Origin of the sequence: Oceanicola sp. S124, from assembly GCF_000220565.1 — a bacterium.
Taxonomy (GTDB): Bacteria; Pseudomonadota; Alphaproteobacteria; order Rhodobacterales; family Rhodobacteraceae; genus Pseudooceanicola.
This window is the reverse complement of sequence record NZ_AFPM01000317.1, coordinates 1-16,219: the sequence shown is the minus strand read 5'-3', so window position 1 is coordinate 16,219 and position 16,219 is coordinate 1. Positions and strand designations below refer to the sequence as shown.

Annotated in this window: 15 protein-coding genes; 6 read left to right on the top strand and 9 right to left on the bottom strand. The window is 69.8% G+C overall.

Features of this window, described 5'->3' with window-relative positions; all coding sequences use genetic code 11:
* On the bottom strand, positions 1 to 435 hold a 435-nt coding region (locus tag OS124_RS0121705), incomplete at its 3' end, for a hypothetical protein (RefSeq protein ID WP_010142111.1).
* Positions 436 to 617: 182 nt separating this feature from the next.
* On the opposite strand from OS124_RS0121705, the gene OS124_RS0121700 reads away from it, so the two are divergent.
* The 4 genes from OS124_RS0121700 to OS124_RS25615 all read left to right on the top strand — a co-directional run bounded on the left by OS124_RS0121700 (position 618) and on the right by OS124_RS25615 (position 5,695).
* Positions 618 to 1,967 carry a trypsin-like peptidase domain-containing protein gene (locus tag OS124_RS0121700; RefSeq protein ID WP_010142110.1) on the top strand — a complete coding sequence of 450 codons (1,350 nt, stop codon included), beginning with the start codon at positions 618 to 620 and terminating at the stop codon, positions 1,965 to 1,967.
* Between the two features lie 35 nt (positions 1,968 to 2,002).
* Positions 2,003 to 2,713 (top strand): response regulator transcription factor, encoded by a 711-nt coding sequence (locus OS124_RS0121695; RefSeq protein WP_010142109.1) that lies wholly within the window; start codon positions 2,003 to 2,005, stop codon positions 2,711 to 2,713.
* Between the two features lie 70 nt (positions 2,714 to 2,783).
* Positions 2,784 to 4,148 (top strand): sensor histidine kinase, encoded by a 1,365-nt coding sequence (locus tag OS124_RS25620; RefSeq protein WP_010142108.1) that lies wholly within the window; start codon positions 2,784 to 2,786, stop codon positions 4,146 to 4,148.
* 65 nt (positions 4,149 to 4,213) lie between these two features.
* The gene (locus tag OS124_RS25615) at positions 4,214 to 5,695 is read left to right on the top strand and encodes a patatin-like phospholipase family protein (RefSeq protein WP_010142107.1); all 1,482 of its coding nucleotides are present in this window, start codon (positions 4,214 to 4,216) and stop codon (positions 5,693 to 5,695) included.
* An 18-nt stretch (positions 5,696 to 5,713) separates the two neighbouring features.
* Here OS124_RS25615 and OS124_RS0121680 read toward each other — a convergent pair whose 3' ends face one another.
* From OS124_RS0121680 to OS124_RS25610, 7 genes are all read right to left on the bottom strand, one after another.
* Positions 5,714 to 6,793, bottom strand: a complete 1,080-nt coding sequence (locus OS124_RS0121680; protein ID WP_010142105.1) for a DUF1513 domain-containing protein — start codon at positions 6,791 to 6,793, stop codon at positions 5,714 to 5,716.
* Between the two features lies 1 nt (position 6,794).
* A complete protein-coding gene (locus OS124_RS0121675; protein ID WP_010142104.1) occupies positions 6,795 to 7,802 on the bottom strand; it encodes an imelysin family protein in 1,008 nt (335 codons plus the stop codon).
* Positions 7,802 to 9,394 carry a di-heme oxidoredictase family protein gene (locus OS124_RS0121670; RefSeq protein WP_010142103.1) on the bottom strand — a complete coding sequence of 531 codons (1,593 nt, stop codon included), beginning with the start codon at positions 9,392 to 9,394 and terminating at the stop codon, positions 7,802 to 7,804. The genes OS124_RS0121675 and OS124_RS0121670 overlap by 1 nt, the downstream gene beginning before the upstream one ends.
* Positions 9,395 to 9,733: 339 nt before the next feature.
* Entirely contained in the window at positions 9,734 to 10,219 is a 486-nt protein-coding gene (gene bfr, locus OS124_RS0121665) for a bacterioferritin (protein WP_010142102.1), read from the bottom strand.
* Positions 10,185 to 10,460 (bottom strand): (2Fe-2S)-binding protein, encoded by a 276-nt coding sequence (locus OS124_RS26725; RefSeq protein ID WP_010142101.1) that lies wholly within the window; start codon positions 10,458 to 10,460, stop codon positions 10,185 to 10,187. Before OS124_RS26725 ends, bfr begins: the two co-directional genes overlap by 35 nt.
* A gap of 80 nt (positions 10,461 to 10,540) precedes the next feature.
* Complete coding sequence (locus OS124_RS0121660; RefSeq protein ID WP_010142100.1) at positions 10,541 to 11,809, bottom strand: imelysin family protein; 1,269 nt, start codon at positions 11,807 to 11,809, stop codon at positions 10,541 to 10,543.
* A gap of 27 nt (positions 11,810 to 11,836) precedes the next feature.
* The gene (locus OS124_RS25610; protein WP_010142099.1) at positions 11,837 to 12,301 is read right to left on the bottom strand and encodes a hypothetical protein; all 465 of its coding nucleotides are present in this window, start codon (positions 12,299 to 12,301) and stop codon (positions 11,837 to 11,839) included.
* A gap of 348 nt (positions 12,302 to 12,649) precedes the next feature.
* Between OS124_RS25610 and OS124_RS0121650 the strand changes: the two genes are divergently transcribed.
* Positions 12,650 to 14,701 (top strand): oxidoreductase, encoded by a 2,052-nt coding sequence (locus OS124_RS0121650; RefSeq protein WP_010142098.1) that lies wholly within the window; start codon positions 12,650 to 12,652, stop codon positions 14,699 to 14,701.
* Between the two features lie 475 nt (positions 14,702 to 15,176).
* Here OS124_RS0121650 and OS124_RS0121645 read toward each other — a convergent pair whose 3' ends face one another.
* Entirely contained in the window at positions 15,177 to 15,380 is a 204-nt protein-coding gene (locus OS124_RS0121645; RefSeq protein ID WP_237708153.1) for a DUF4287 domain-containing protein, read from the bottom strand.
* Between the two features lie 267 nt (positions 15,381 to 15,647).
* On the opposite strand from OS124_RS0121645, the gene OS124_RS0121640 reads away from it, so the two are divergent.
* Positions 15,648 to 16,219 (top strand): MaoC/PaaZ C-terminal domain-containing protein (locus tag OS124_RS0121640; protein ID WP_010142096.1); only part of this gene is annotated, 572 nt, incomplete at its 3' end.

Below are 16,219 nucleotides of genomic sequence, written 5' to 3'. Positions count from 1 at the left end.
CGGGTAGGTATCCTTGCCGGTCCCGCCGATGGTCGAGATGGAATAGACCTGCCCCGAGGCCACCCCCTTTGTGCCGGCGAACTTCACGTCATCGGCCAGCCGGGCGATGGTCTCGTTGCCCTCCGACATCTCCAGCGCGCGGGCCAGCATCTCCTGCCAGGACAGCAGCCGCGCCCGCGGCGTGATGCCCTCGGCGGCCGGGCCCTCCTTCTGCGGCAGGCGTGCCACCTGCATCGCCAGCACCGACTTGCGCACCCGCGCCGCCGCCACGGCCAGCAGCGGGTCCTGCAGCTCTTCGGCAGCCTCGAAGAGCCGCGCCGACAGCTCGGCGTTGCGGATCACGCTCTGCGCGGCCAGGGGCGTCGCCAGCGGCAGCAGCAGGAAAACGAGGCCGGCCATCAGCAGGCGCGGGTGTCGGGAAAAGGACAGGGTCATGAAATCTCTCCGGCTATCGTGCCAAGTCTTGCCCCCTGCGGCCCACGTTTCAATGGATTTCCGTCCGCCCTGTCCGGCCGGGCGCCGCGTGACGGCACTTGTCATGTGAGTTGCCGCGGCGCGGGCGCTAGGCCTGGACAGGAGAGACGCCCCCGACGCCCGGATGCGGGCAGGAGACCCGGATGACCACCCCGACCGCTGCCTGGCATCGCCGCCTGCCCGCCGCCCTTCTGGCCCTGCTGCTGACCCTTCCCCGCGCCCTGCCCGCCCAGGACGCCCCCCAAAACGGCCCCGAAGCCCTGGCCTGGCGCCTCGGAGAGGCCCGGGACGCGGCGCTGGAAAGGGCCATGCAGTCCACGGTGCGCCTGACCGACCTCGAAACGCGCGAGATCTTCCTTGGCTCGGGTTTCGTCTACGGCGCGCCGGCGCTGGTGGTCACCAATGCCCACGTCGCCGGCGATCACCCCTGGCTTGCGGCGCATTTCGGCAGCGAGGGCGATGAATGGGTCATGCACCTGCGCCGGCGCGCCATCGACCCGGCCCGCGACCTGGCGCTCTACGACATGACGGAGCCCTTCGACCTGCCGCCCCTGCAGGCCGCCGCGGCGCCACCGCGGCTCGGCGATCCGCTCTTCGCCCTCGGCGCGCCGCTCGGGCTGGCGCAGAGCCTCAGCGGCGGGCACCTCTCTCATGTCGCCCGGCAGGTCGATCCGGCGGTGCCCCTGGCCTACTACCAGCACGATGCCGCGACCAACCCCGGTTCCTCCGGCGGGCCGCTGGTCAACGCGGCGGGCGAGGTTGTCGGGGTCAATGCCCGCATCGCCGACGGCTCGCGGCTGTTCAACGGGGTGGCCTATGCGATCCCGATCACCCAGGTCGACCGGATGATTGCCGACAGGCTGCCGCCGGTGCCCGTGCTGGGCCTGTCACTGCGACCGCTGCCCCTCAGGATCCACCACCTCCTGGAACCCCGCCTGCCCGCCCGCGTGCTGGTCGAGCACGTCACCCCCGACAGCCCCGCCGCCCGCGCCGGGATCGCAGCCGGGGACATGCTGCTGCGCGCCGAGGGGCGCGAGCTGCACCGTCCCGGCGACCTGGCCTTCGCGCTTGAGGCGCGCGGGGGTCCGCACGTGACCCTGACGCTCTATCGTCCCGGCAGCACGCCCGAGGGCGCGTTTCCCAAAGCCCGCGACGTGGTCCTGCGCCTCGACGGGGGGACTGCCCCCCGCGCAGCCCCCGCCGAGGCCGCCCCGCTGCAGCTTGGCCTGACCCTTGGCCCCGATGGGCATGAGATCACCGGCGTCGCCCCCGACAGCGCCGCCTTCGCCGCCGGCCTTGCCACCGGCGACCGTATCGAGGCGGTGAACGGAGTGCCCGGCCCCCTCGCGACCGACGCGCTGGAGGCCCCCGTCCTGCTGCGCCTCAGGCGCGAGGGCCGCAGCCTGCACCTGCTGCTCGACCCGGCCGCGCGCCCCTCGCTGAAACGGCCGGTGACCGGCAATGCCCTTGACCCGGCGGTCATTCCCTTCTGAACTGGCCCCCGACCCTGCCGAAAGACGCTGCGCCGATGACCCAAGACCGCCCTGCCCCCCGCATCCTGATCGTCGAGGACGACGACGCTGCCGCCCGCGCCGCCGAGACCGCCGCCCGTGACCTCGGCGCGCAGCCGACCCGCGTCGCCAGCTACGCCGAGGGGCTGGCCGAGGCCTCGGCCGGGGACTACGCGGTGATCGTCTTCGACCGGATGCTGCCCGGTGGAGACGGGATCGAGGCTATCGCGCAACTGCGGGCGACGGGCTCGACCGCGCTGGTGCTGATCGTCTCGGCGCTCGGGCGGGCCACCAACAAGATCGAGGGGCTCGAGAAGGGCGCCGACGATTACCTTGCCAAGCCCTTCGACCCTGACGAGCTGCGCGCCCGCCTGCGCGCCCTTCTGCGCCGCGCCGCAATGGTGCTGAGCGATAGCGACCTCGTGGCCTTCGGCGACCTCGAGATCCGCGTCAAGGCGCGCACCGTGCATGTCGGCCCCCGCCACGTGCCCGTCAGCCCCAAGGAGTTCGAGCTGATCTCGTATTTCGCCCGTAACGCCGGGGCGGTGGTGACCCGGATGCAGCTGCTCGAGAACGTCTGGAACCTGCATTTCGATCCGCAGACCAATGTTGTCGATGTCCACGTCGGCCGCCTGCGCCGCAAGCTGGAACAGGCCGCCGGACGCGCCGTGATCCATACCGAGCGCGGCGAAGGCTATGTCTTCGACCCCGCCCGCAGCGGGGCGTGAGGGAGGGCATGGCCGCCCTGCCCGTCTCTCTGTTGCGCGCCGCCCGTCCCGGTCCCGCCGGGGCCCGCGGATGAGCGCCCTGCGCCGCTCTGCCAGCCTGCGGGTCACCCTGGCCATCGCGGCGGGAATCGTGCTGATCTCGCTCTCGGCCATGGGCTTGCAGTACCAGCTGACCGCCCGCGCCCTCGCCGCGCGGCAGGCCGAACTGCTGCAAAGCGACCTTCAGGCCTTCGCCGCCACCTACCAGCAGCGCCGCATTCCCGCCCTGCGCCAGGCCATCGACTTCCGCTCGAAGACCATGCTGCCGGACGAGGCGATCTACCTGCTGCAGGACCGCGAGGGGGTGAAGCTGGCAGGCAACATCGGCGGCTGGCCCGTCGGGATCACCCCCGAGGGCACGGGTTTCGAGGCCACTCCGGTGCTGGGCTACGACCTGCCGCTCGGTCCCGGCGGCGACCGGATCGCCTATCGTGGCATCGCCCGCGAGCTGCCCGGCGGCTTCCGCTTCCTGACCGCCCGCGCCGAGACCCCGCGCGAGGTCACCCTGGCCGGGCTGCGCGCGGTGATCCTGCCTGTGGCCGCCGGGCTGGTGGCGCTGTCGCTGCTGGCGGGCTGGCTGACCTCCCGCTGGGTGCTGGCGCGGATCGGGCGGATCAACCGGCTGGCGGACCGGGTCGCCGAGGGGGATCTGTCGGCCCGCCTGCCCGGCGCGCGCCCGGATGACGAATTCGGCCTGCTGGAAACCCATGTCCACGCCATGCTGGACCGGATCGAGGCCCTGAACCGTGCCACGCAGCGCCTGTCGGACCTGATCGCGCACGAGCTGCGCACACCGCTGAACCGCATCCTGCAGAAGATCCGCATGCTGGAGGCCCCCGGGGCGCAGAAGCAGGCGCTGGAGGCCGAGATCCACGCCACCACCCGCACCTTCAACGCGCTGCTCGACATCTCGTCCGCCGAGGCGGCGGGCGGCGCCCGTCCCGGACTGCTGCCGGTCGACCTGGCCGGGCTGGCCGGCGAGCTCTGCGAGCTCTACCAGCCGCTGGCCGAGGACCGGGGCATGGTGCTGGTCGGCGATCTGCCCGGCCCCGCCATGGTGCTGGGCGAACGCAACCTGATCGCCCAGGTGCTGACCAACCTTCTCGACAATGCGATGAAGTTCTGCGGCCCCGGCGACCGCATCACCCTCAGCCTGTCCCCCGAGGGCGACCGGCACCTGATGGTGGTCGAAGACACCGGCCCCGGCCTGCCGCCCGAGATCCGCGCCGAGGTCACCCGCCTCTTCGTTCGCGCCCCAAGGGACCGCGCGGTGCCGGGGCACGGGCTGGGACTGGCGCTTGTGCAGGCAATCGCCACCCGCCATGGCGCCCGGCTGGCCCTTCCCGAGACCGCACAGGGTTTCAAAATCGAAATTGCCTGGCCTAAGCTGACCTGAGGGAACGAGACGGAGCCGCACGGCACCACACGAGGTCACACGAGATCACACGGGGGACACATGGCATGATCGGGCGCAGAGCGGCCCTGGGCCTTCTGGCGGCGGCGGCGCTGGCCGGCTGCGCGGTGATAAACGCCCCGCTGAACGCGCCCCGAGAGGCCGGCGACACCCCGACCGAGCGCGCGCGCCCCGGCGGGGACGAGACGCTCTGGGTCGGGCTGGCCTTCTCGGGCGGCGGCATGCGGGCCTCGGCCTTCGCCCATGGCGTCGTCGAAGAGCTGCGCGCCATGACCGCCCGGCCCGGCGATCCCGATGGCATCCTCAGCGAGCTGCGCCTGGTTACCGGGGTATCCGGCGGCTCGGTCACGGCGGCCTACTACGGGCTGAACGGCGCGGCGGGGGTCGATGGCTACCGCGACGGCTACCTGGTGCAGGACGGCGAACGCTACATGAAGAACAACCCGCTGAACCCGGTGACCCTTGCGCGCGGGATCTCGGGTGGAGCCAACGGGCGCGAGACCTTCGGGCGCTTCCTGGACGAGACCCTGTTCCACGGCGCCACCTTCGGCGACCTGGCCCGGCGGTCGTCCATCACCACCTGGATCAACGCCACCGATGTCGCCAGCCAGACCACCTTCCTCTTCACCCCCGAGACCTTCGACGCGCTCTGCTCGGACCTGTCGCGCTTCCCGATCTCGGATGCGGTCGCGGCCTCGGCGGCCTATCCGCTGGTCTTCTCGCCCATCGTCATCGACACCCACCAGGGCGCCTGTACCTACCACGAGCCCGACTGGCTGACCGCGGCGCGCCACAATTCCGAGGCGACCGGCGCGATGCGCGCCCATGCGGCGGCGCTGGAAAGCTATGCCAGCGATCCGGACATGAAATACGTCAAACTGCTGGACGGCGGGATCACCGACAACTTCGGCACCACCGGCCTGGCGGTCGAGCGCGCCCGCGCCGAGGCGCCCCATGCCCCGCTGACAGCGCGCGAGGCGGTGAAGCTGTCACGCCTGCTGTTCCTCGTCGCCGATGCCGGCGTCGAGCAGCCCAACGGCTGGACGCATCGCCTGAAGGGCCCCGGCGGCGGCCAGCTGGCGCGCTCGATCGTCATGTCGGCGATGACCTCGGCCTCGCGCACCGGCTACGATGCGATGCGGCTGCAACTGGACAAGTGGCAGGAAGACCTGGTCGAGTTCCGCTGCGGGCTGAGCCTGCCCGAGGTCGCCCGCCTGCGCGGCTCGCTCGCGGGATGGGATTGCCGCGACCTGAAGTTCTTTACCGGGCTGGTCCGCTTCGACGATCTGGACCCCGAGATGGAGGACCGGCTGAACGCCATCCCCACCCGCCTGCGGCTGGAGGAAGAGGAGGTCGATCTGTCGATCCGGGCGGGCCGCGAGACGACCCGCCAGAACCCCGAGGTGAACGGCTTCCTCGCCTCGACCGAGCGCTATGGCACGGACCGGCTTTCGGGGATCGACAGGGCGCGGCGGATCAGCCCCCTGGGGGCCAAGCCGGTCAAGACCGTCGCCCCGGCGCACCCCTGACCAACGCGGCGCTTTCGCCTAGAGCGTCACCACATGGTTGTCCCAGGCGCGTTCGGCCCGGGTGAAGGGCTGGAACTCTGTCGCAGTGGCGTGCCAGACGCCGCCAAGCCCGTCGGTGGCCAGGAAGCCCTCTGGGCCGGCAGCCAGCCCGCAGATGTCCGGGCGGTGGTGGCTGGCGACGAAACGCGCCTCATGGTCGAACAGATGCAGCCGCCCGCCGCGCGGGCTGGTGATGCCGAAGAACTGCCCGTCACCGGACAGCGCGACCGAGCCCGCATAGGCGTTCATCGCCAGTTGCTCACCCAGGGGCCCCTCGGCCAGCTTCGCCGCCGACCAGCCGCGCCGGTGCAGGCCCAGAAGCGGCGGCGCATCCATCACGTCGCCCTCCCATTGCATCGCGAATCCGACCAGCTCGTCCGAGGTCATCGCCAGGTGACGGATCGAGTTCAGGTGCAGCTCTTGCGGCAAGAAGACCTGTTCCAGCAGGTCGCCCCCGGGGGTGATATAGGCCAGCGAGGGCTTCATGTCCGGCAGGTTCAGCTTGTCCCGTCCTTCGCCGACGCGCGGGTCGGTCTGGATGCCGCCATTGGCGACGACCAGCGTGCCGTCCTGCATCTGCAGCGCCTCGTGGGGGCCGACGCCGTGGGTCTCGATCTCGCCCACGCGGCGATATCCCTCGGCCCGCGACCAGAGGCCGATTTTGCCGCGGGTAGTGATGTAGTCATTTTCCAGCGTCGCCAGCAGGTCGCCGCCCTGCAGGAAGGTGCCATGGCCCATGAAGTGCCGCCCCTCGGGACTTTCCAGCCGATGCATCACCTCACCGCGCGCACAGTCGATGACCAGCGCGAAGGTGCCCGGACGGCGGGCGAACCCCACGGCCTCGGGCGCGACGGGATGGGCCGCCCCGGCATGGCCCCGCCCCGGCAGCGGCACCCGGAAGACGTCATGGCCCATGATGTCGATGCCAAAGAGCGCATGTTGCCCGTCGGCCTCTTTCGCGCAGGCCAGGAAGGCCGGGGATCCCGCATCGGCCCAGCTCAGCCGCGGGGTGAGGGCCGAAGCCGCCATGGCGGCGAGGAAGGCGCGGCGGGTGGTCATGTCAGTCTCCGTCGGCAGAGTTGAACCCGGCGGTCAGGCCGAAATGCGCGCCGATCTCGCCCTCGACGGCGCGGCGTACCAGCTGGATGCGCTGCAGCAGGATCTCGACCTTGAGCCGCCCGGAAGGGTCCTCGACCCCGGCGAAGACCGGGTCGTCCAGACCGGCGACATGGCTCAGCGCATCCGCGAAGGCCGCCTCGGTGACCGGCATCCCGTCCGGCGCCATCAGGGTGCGCGCAAGCTGTTCCAGCGCCCGCAGCGAGACCTCGACATTGCGCAGGGACCGGCCCGAACGGCGCGCCTCGGCACGTTCCGGGCGGGGGCGCTCGAAGGTGCCGAGCGGAAGGCCGAGGCGCTGGTCGGCGTCGAACTCCAGCCCGGTCAGCAGCGCGGTATAGAGCACCCGCACCGCCTCGTCCCGCGACAGGTAGGTGGTGTTGCCCGCCTCCCCGGCGCTCAGCAGCAGCGGCGCGGCCTCGTCACGCCATTCGGCGTCGATCTCGTTGCCCATACGCGCGAGATCAGTACTGATCGCCTGCACGAGACGGCAGCTGTAGCTGTCGCTGTCATAACCGGCGAACTGCTCGTCGAACAGCAGCATGTCGAGCGCGAAGAAGCCCCGCGCGGCGACCGAAAGCTCGTGGAACTCTTCCGGCGCATCGACGATGGGATCCTCATCGGCAATCAGCCCGGACAGGATCCGGGGCGTAAAGCCCTTCTTGTCGGGCCAGAAGGCGATGGCATTGACCCGCCCGTCGACCTCCAGCGGCCCGAAGCGCAGATGCGAGATGCCGAGCCAGGCATCAAAGGCCGTGTCATAGGCGCCCCGCAACGCGGGCCCGGCCCGGCAATCGCCCTGCGCCTCCATCGCCAGGCTGCCCGCGGCGCTGGCGAAGGCGGCGGTGCCCGGCAGCACGTGATTGGCAATCGCCCGGTCCAGGTCGGCATGGGCCGGGGTGGCCAGCATCGCGGGTAGGGTCAGGGCAAAGACGAAAGCAGGCAGGCGCATCAGAGGCTCTCCAGGAAGGCGATCAGGGCGGCGCGGTCGGCAGGCGCCATGTCGACGACCTGCTGGCGGGCCGCCTCGGCCTCGCCCCCATGCCAGAGCACGGCTTCCAGCAACGAGCGCGCGCGACCGTCGTGCAGGTAGTAACTGTGGCCATTGACCTGAGGCGTCAAGCCGATGCCCCAGAGAGGAGGCGTTTTCCACTCGTAGCCATTGGCGCGGCCCTCGGGACGGTGATCAGCCAGCCCCTCGCCCATGTCGTGCAGCAGCAGGTCGGTGTAGGGCCAGATCAGCTGGAAGCTCTGGGCCGCAGGCTCGGCCAGCCGATGGGTCACATGCTTGGGCGTATGGCAATTGATGCAGCCGGCGGTATAGAACATCTCCTTGCCGCGCAGCACCTCCGGGGCGCCGACGTCGCGGCGTTCGGGCACGGCAAGGTTGCGGGAATAGAAGGTCACGAGGTCGAGACCCTCGGCGTCGATCTCGGTGCCCCGCGCATCGCCGTCACCATGCGGGGCACTGCGGCAGCCTTCCTCGGCCTCGGTGCAATCGCCCCAGGGATCGCTGAACAGCGGGGTCGAGATGCCGATATCGCCCGAGAAGGCGGCGGCGGATTGTTCCTTCACCGTCGGCGCACCGGCCTTCCAGCCGAAGCGGCCAAGGGCGGGTCGGTCGTGCTCGAAGCTCCAGACCAGCTGGGCGCGGCCCGAGATGCCGTCACCATCAAGATCCTCGGGATCGGCCTTGGCAAGGATGTCCGCCGCCGGGATCGCCTCGAGCAGGCCAAGCCCCAGCATCTGCGGCGCGACCCGGGGGCTGAGCATGGCCCCGGGCGCCAGCGGACCATAGCCCAGATCCTCGGCGCGCCATTCGGGACGGCGCAGGCGGGCGGTCTCGCCTCCGGCCAGCTCCACGACCTCTTCGGTCCAGGTCACGCCCAGACGATATTCGGCAGGCAGCCCGGCGATGCCGAAATCCTGCATCTGCCCGCCATAGACCGGATCGGGCCGGGTACGCGCCGCCTCGCCCATGGGATCGCCCAGCGACAGCAGGAAGGCCTCGATATCCGACATCGGCACGGCGTCATGGGCGGGCACCGAGACGCGCAGGAACATCGAGACCGCGTCGTCGTCAGGTCCCTCGGGCGGATGGCCGCGCCCGTCCTTCAGATGGCAGCGCTGGCAGGAGCGCGCATTGTAGAGCGGTCCCAGACCGTCGCTGGCCCGGGTCGAGCTGGGCGAGCTGACCCAGAGCTTCTTGAACAGCCCGTTGCCCAGCTTGAAGGTCATCTCCTCCTCGAACGAGAGGGTCTCCGAGCTCTGGCTGAAGGCATCGGCATCGGTGCGGGCGCGCGTCGTCGAGCCGCCGCCCGGGTTCTGCTCGAAGCGTTCGGGCTTGGTGAAATCAGTGGTCGGCGCAATCACCCCCGCCACCCGCGCCACCTCTTCCGCCGAGCGCGGCTGCACGTTCAGCAGCGGCTCGGACAGCAGCGCGGGCAGCGGCGCAGTCTCGGCCTGCCCTTGCGGCGCGACACTCAGCCCCGCCAGCGCGGACAGGACGACACTCCGGAAACCAGACCACAGGGTCATCAGCATGACCTCCCCTTGAACCCGGCCCCGGAGTGCCACTCTTGCCTGAGCAATTCAATCGGAAAACCAGCAGGTCTCCGCGACGAAGCGTCCCGGCCATGCCTCAGGCGTCGCGCCGGCAGAGGGCTTGTCCGCCTCCGGCGGCAGTATTTTCGGCCTCAGGATGGGCAGGGCGCCGCGCCCCCCTCCATCCGACGGCTGGAAATACTGCAGGGGAGTCTCCTGCGGAGACGGGGGCAGAGCCCCCTTCCCGGCTGCCTCCGGGGGGAACCTTCTCGACGGCAGTGCCCAGCCGGGCAAAAGGAAAGGGGCCCGAAGGCCCCTTTTCGATCCGCCAGTCGACGCTCAGTCGGCCTGATCGGCCGAGCTGGCGTTGAGCAGGCCATATTTCTCGGCGCCGAGGCTCTCGTAGAGATCAAGCTGGGTTTCGAGGTAGTCGATATGGCCTTCCTCGTCCGCCATCAGCTCCTCGAAGAGGTTCTTGGTCACGTAGTCGCCGACGCTTTCGCAGTACTCGCGGGCTTCCTTGTAGAGCGCGCGGGCCTCATGTTCGGCGGCCAGGTCGGCCTCGAGGGTTTCCTTGATGTTCTCGCCGATCCGCAGGCTGTCCAGCTTCTGCATGTTCGGGTGGCCTTCCAGGAAGATGATCCGGTCGACCAGCTTGTCGGCGTGGTGCATCTCCTCGATGCTCTCGGCGCGCGACTTGGCGGCCAGCTTGCCATAGCCCCAGTCATCCTGCAGCCGATAGTGCAGCCAGTACTGGTTGATGGCCGTCAGCTCGCTGCGGAGCGCTGCGTTAAGGTACTCGATGACCTTTGCGTCGCCTTTCATCCGAAGTCTCCTTTCCGGGCGCGCGGCGCAGGCCGCGCAGAATTTCAGGTACTTCGAAACTATCGCAATCGCGCATCGTGTCCATGAAAAGCGGCAAACAACCGCCGCATTCCGCCTTCTTGCCGAGGGCACGGTAGATCTTGCCGGGGGTGATGATCGTCTCGGGGTCCGAGGCGCGCATCCAGTCCACCGCGGCGCGGATGTCGCGATCGGAGATTGACTGGCAGTGGCAGACCATCATGGCAGGGGCCTTTCGGTTCGGGGTGTGCCGGGCGGCGCGCGCGCCACCCGACCTGTTGGCAAGGGATCAGATCCGCCGGATCACTCGAAGACGGCGTCCGGGTTGTCGAGGCTGTCCGAGCCCTCGAAGCCGATCTGGTCCAGTTCCAGGGCGGCGACGGCGCGCTCGATGCCCTTGGTCTGCTGCACCAGCGCATCGACGGCGTTCATGATCAGGGCCTCGCCCTTCTCGTTGCCGCGCTCCAGCATCATGTCGTAGGAGAAGCCCGCCTCGGCGGCGCTCTTCAGCGTGGCCAGCTTGAACATCGTGTCCGAGAGATCGGCCTTCAGAGTGGCATCGACCTCAGGATCGGCCTCGGCGACCAGATCGGACAGCGAGGGGCCCGAGGTCACGGTGCCATCGACGCCGGTGTAGGAGCCGAAGTAGACGTTATGCACGCCCAGCCCGTCGTAGTAGTGGCTGTTGTGGGTGTTGTCCGAGAAGCAGTCGTGCTCTTCCTCGGGGTCGTTCAGCAGCACGCCCAGCTTCATCCGCTCGCCGGCCTGTTCGCCGTAGGAGAGGCTGCCCATGCCGGTCAGCATGGCAACGATGCCCGCGTCCTCGTCGGCCAGCAGATCGGCCCGCGCCGCGCCGCCCTCGGCCCATTGGCCTGCCATCCATTCCAGGTCCGAGACCAGCAGGTCGGTGGCTGCCTTCAGGTAGGCGCCGCGACGGTCGCAGTTGCCATTGGTGCAGTCATCGCCCGTGGCGTAGTCGGTCCAGGGACGGTTGCCCGCACCCTTCTCGGTGCCGTTCAGATCCTGGCCCCAGAGCAGGAATTCGATCGCGTGGTAGCCGGTGGCGACGTTGGATTCGACCTCGTCGGCCTCCTGCAGGGTGTTCTCCAGCAGGTCGGGGGTGATCTCCGAGGCGTCGATCTCCTCGCCCGAGAGGGTGAAGGTCGGATTGGCGACGACGTTCAGCACCGCATAGGCGTTTTCATCGGTGGCCCCGCCGTAGGAGGCATCCACGTAGTCGATCAGGCCTTCATCCAGCGGCCAGGCGTTGACCTTGCCTTCCCAGTCGTCGACCACGGCATTGCCGAAGCGATAGACCTCGGTCTGCTGGTAAGGCACGCGGGCTTCCAGCCAGGCGGCCTTGGCGGCCTCCAGCGCCTCGGCAGAGGGGTTGGCGATCAGGTCATCGACCGCAGCCTGCAGCGCCTTGGCGGTGGTCAGGCTGTCGCCATAGGCGGCGGCGGCGATATCCACGTAGGTGCCCAGCACCTCGGCCTTTTCGACGGCCCCGGCCAGGGCGGGCGCGGCGATCAGCGCGGTCGAGGCCAGCGCGGCGTTCAGCAATTTGGTCATCGGGTGTCCCTAACTCGATCTGTTGGTTCAATGCAGTGTTGCGGAGGTCCCGCCGGGCGCGGCATGCGTCCCCACGGGGGCGCCGCGCAGCAGCACGAACCCGAGGGTCCGGGCCTGCGACACCACGGCCGGCGCCATGTCCGGCCGCACCAGCAGGCAGGCCATCAGCATGGCGTCCTCCCTCTCCCCGCTGGTGGAAATCGTCATCAGGTGGGCCAGCACCGCCTCGTCCGCGCCAACGCAGGCACAGGTCAGCCCGTGGCGCATCAGCGGGCGGCGCGCATGGCGCAGGGTCACTTCCAGGAAGCCGTCCAGCGCCGCCTCGGCCTCGGCAGCGCGGCTGGCCCCCATCAGGTCGGCAAGCTCGGTCGAGAACTGCCGCTGCGCCTCTGGTCCGGCGGCGCGGGCCCGCAGGGCGCCGATCAGCAGCGCTTCCTGGAACGGCAGGGCCGTGATCCGCGCGACGGGTTCCGCTCCGCGTTCGACGCTCATGCCGCCCCCCGACAGCCCATGCCGCCCGATGCCGCCAGGGACACGGGACGAGAGCTTTGCTGGAAAGGGCAGTGTTTCATGGCGACTCCTGTCGGCGCTTTTCTGACCAAATCAGTCGGCCAAGTCAATCCCGAGCATTTCATTAGGGTATAAGCCGGCCAATCCAGGCACCGCCTTGCCACCCGCCACAAGCGGCGGAGCACGGCTTTCTTCCGCTGCGGCAGCGCGTTTCCGACATGCCGTCCGGTCTTCGCGACATTGCCCTTGCTGGGGGGCTTGGCAGGTCTCGGGGCGGCGTGCTTCGCTCGACCCAAACCCCAGACGTGACGCCCACCCCGGAGCCAGGACATGACCGAGCGCCCTTCCCGCGACCCCCTTCTGCAACCCTATCGGCTGAAGCACCTGACGCTGAAGAACCGGATCATGACCACCGCGCATGAGCCTGCCTATACCGAGGACGGCCTGCCCAAGGCGCGCTACCGCGCCTATCACGAGGAACGCGCCAAGGGCGGTGTCGGCATGGTGATGACGGCGGGGTCCGCCGTGGTGTCGCGCGACAGCCCCGCCGCCTTCGGCAACATCCTGGCCTGGAAGGACGAGGTCACCCCCTGGATGGCCGAGCTGGCCGAGGCCTGTCACGCCCATGGCTGCGCGGTGATGATCCAGCTGACGCACCTGGGCTGGCGCACCCGCTGGGACGTGGGCGACTGGTTGCCCGCCATCGCCCCCGGCCCGGCCCGGGAACCGGCGCACCGCGCCTTCCCCAAGGTGATGGAGGACTGGGACATCACCCGGGTGATCACCGATTTCGCCGATGCCGCCGAACGGATGCAGGCCGCCGGTCTCGACGGGATCGAGCTTGAGGCCTATGGCCACCTGGTGGACGCCTTCTGGTCGCCGCAGCTGAACGCGCTTGAGGGCCCCTACGGCGCGGCGACGCTGGAGAGCCGGATGAAGTTCTCGCTCGACGTGCTGCAGGCGGTGCGGGATCGCGTCGGCCCCGATTTCATCGTCGGGTTCCGCTACATGGCGGACGACCTGGTGCCGGGGTCGGTCTCGGAGGCGGATGGCATCGAGATCGGCCGGCGGCTGAAGGCCACGGGCCAGGTCGATTTCCTCAACGTGATCCGGGGCCGCATCGACACCGAGCCGCGGTTGACCGACGTGATCCCGGTGCAGGGGATGGCCTCGGCGCCGCACCTCGATTTCGCCGGCAGGATCCGCGCCGAGGTGGGGCTGCCCACCTTCCACGCCGCCCGCATCCCGGATGTCGCCACCGCCCGCCACGCGGTGGCCGAGGGCAAGCTGGACATGGTCGGCATGACCCGTGCCCATATCGCCGATCCCCATATCGTGGCCAAGATCATGGCCGGGCAAGAGGACCGCATCCGCCCCTGCGTCGGCGCCACCTATTGCCTCGACCGGATCTACCAGTCGGGCGGTGCGCTCTGCATCCACAATGCCTCGACGGGCCGCGAGTTGGAGCAGCCGCATGTGATAGAGAAGGCCGGGACCCCGCGCGATGTCGTGGTGGTCGGCGCCGGTCCCGGAGGGTTGGAGGCCGCCCGCGTTAGCGCCGAGCGCGGCCACCGGGTGACGGTTCTCGAGGCCGCCGATCAGCCCGGCGGCCAGGTCCGCCTGCTGGCCCAGTCGCAGCGAAGGTCCGAGATGATCGGGGTGATCGACTGGCGCATGCAGCAGTGCGAAGAGCTGGGCGTCGCCTTCCGGTTCAACACCTTCGCCGAGGCCGAAGAGGTGCTGGCGCTCTCCCCCGACCTGGTCGTCCTGGCCACCGGCGGCCTGCCCCAGGTCGAGGTGCTGCCCGGCGGGGCGCTGGCCCTCTCGCCGTGGGAAGTGATCTCGGGCGAGGCGAAGCCCTCGGGGCGGGTGCTGGTCTATGACGAGGCGGGTGATCATGCCGGGGTCCAGGCCGCCGAGGTGCTGGCGGCGGCGGGCTGCACGGTCGAGCTGATGAACCCCGAGCGCGGCCTCTCGCCCGAGGTGCTGGGGATGAACTTCGTGCCCTACATGCGTGCCCTGCAGGAGCGCGACGTGACTTTCACCGTCGCCCGCCGCCTGCTGGCGCTCGAGCGCGCCGGCAACGGGCTGAAGGCGGTGATCGGCACCGACTACTCGGCGGCAACGCGGGAGGGCAGCTACGATGCCGTGGTGATCAACGCCGGTACGCTGCCCCTGGACGATCTCTATTTCGAGCTGAAGCCACTGTCGCGCAATGGCGGCGAGGTTGCGCAGGCGGTGCAGGTCGCGGGGCGCGGCTATCCCTTCCCGCAGCACAGGCCCGGGGCCGGTTTCGACCTGGTGCGGATCGGCGACGCGGTGGCCTCGCGCAATATCCATGCGGCGATCTACGAGGCGCTGCGCCTGATGCGGTTGAGTTGAGGGGGCGGCCCGTCCGACCGGTCCGTGCAGCCCGCCGCCGTGCGGCCCGGCAGCAAGGGGGACATCGGCCTTTCCAGGCAGGAGCCTTGCTTTCAGGGGCCCTGCTTGCCGGGACGGTGCAAACGGCACAGGTGACGGGCGCTGCCCCTCGCGCCACCGGAGGGTGGTAATTGGACAGGTTGCGGGCGCCCTGCCCGCCCGTCGCCAAGTGGCGACAATGGGAAAGGGAACGGGGCTCTGCCCCTTCCGCCGCCAGATGGCGGCAAATGGAAAGGTGGCGGGGGGGCGCTGCCCCCCGCGCGTGCCGCGCTCCCCCCGGAGTATTTTCAGCCTGGTGATGGGCAAGGGGGTCTGCTGCATGGCAGGGTATCACCCCTGGCCCTGGTCGTGGCACCCGGTGGAGGTCAGGGGGAGGCCTTGCGGAAGCTCGTGGCGCGGCGGGTCCGCGTAGGGTGCATGCAATGCACCTGCGGGATCAGATGCCGGCCTTCCAGGCGGCCAGTTCGTGGGCGACCAGCGCATTGGCATGGCCGTGGCCCAGCCCGTGCTCTGCCTTGAGCAGGGCGACGATCTGCATGTGCGTGCTGTCGCGGTGCCGGCGGATGATCTGCTTCCAGTGCTCGATCGGCTGGCCATAGCGGGCCTCGATCGAGGGGAAGTAGGATGCCGGACCTTTCACCTTGTCGCTCATTGAAGTGCCTCGCGCAGCTGCCGCACCGGGGCGGGCGGCCTCTGCTGCAGGCTAGGGGATCCGCCGGCGTCCGCCAAGTGGGCACAGCCCCGGCCGAACCACGGGCAGAGGCGCCGGCTTGCCTTCGCCGGCCCCATGCCCGGCCTCATGCCCGGCCCCGATCCGCCTTTTCCCCGGGACTAGATCCCCGGGACTTGATCCATGTCACGGTTTCTGCACCGAATTCTGCCAGCCTGCGGCCAAAAGGACAGGACCATGCTGATCGAGAACAAGACCTTCGACGAGTTGACCATCGGCGCCACCGCCGAACTGAAGCGGCTGTGCACCCAGGATGACCTGATCGTCTTCGCCAATGTCTCGGGCAACCACAACCCGCTGCATCTCTATGATCGGGACGGCGATGGCGACGGGCGGAACGAGGCCGTGGCTCCGGGGCTCTATCTGGGCGCCATCATCTCGGCGGTGCTGGGCAATATCCTGCCCGGCGCCGGCACGCTCTACCGCGCCCAGAGCCTGCGCTTCCATGCCCGCGCCCATGCCGGAGAAGAGTTGCTGGCCCGTGTCACCGTCACCGCCAAGGTGGCCGAGACCCGGGGGGTCACCCTGGCCACCGAGTTGCGCCGCGCCAGTGACGACACCCTTCTGCTTTCGGGCGAGGCCGAAGTCGAGGCCCCGAAGGTCAAGATCCACCGCAATGCCGCCGATGTGCCCGGGCTGATCCTGCAACGGCACCGCCATTTCGAGGCGCTGCTGGAACGCGCCGCACCGCTGCCCGCCCTCAGGACCGCCGTGGTCTGCCCCGAAGAGGTCAACTCGCTCGGTGGCGC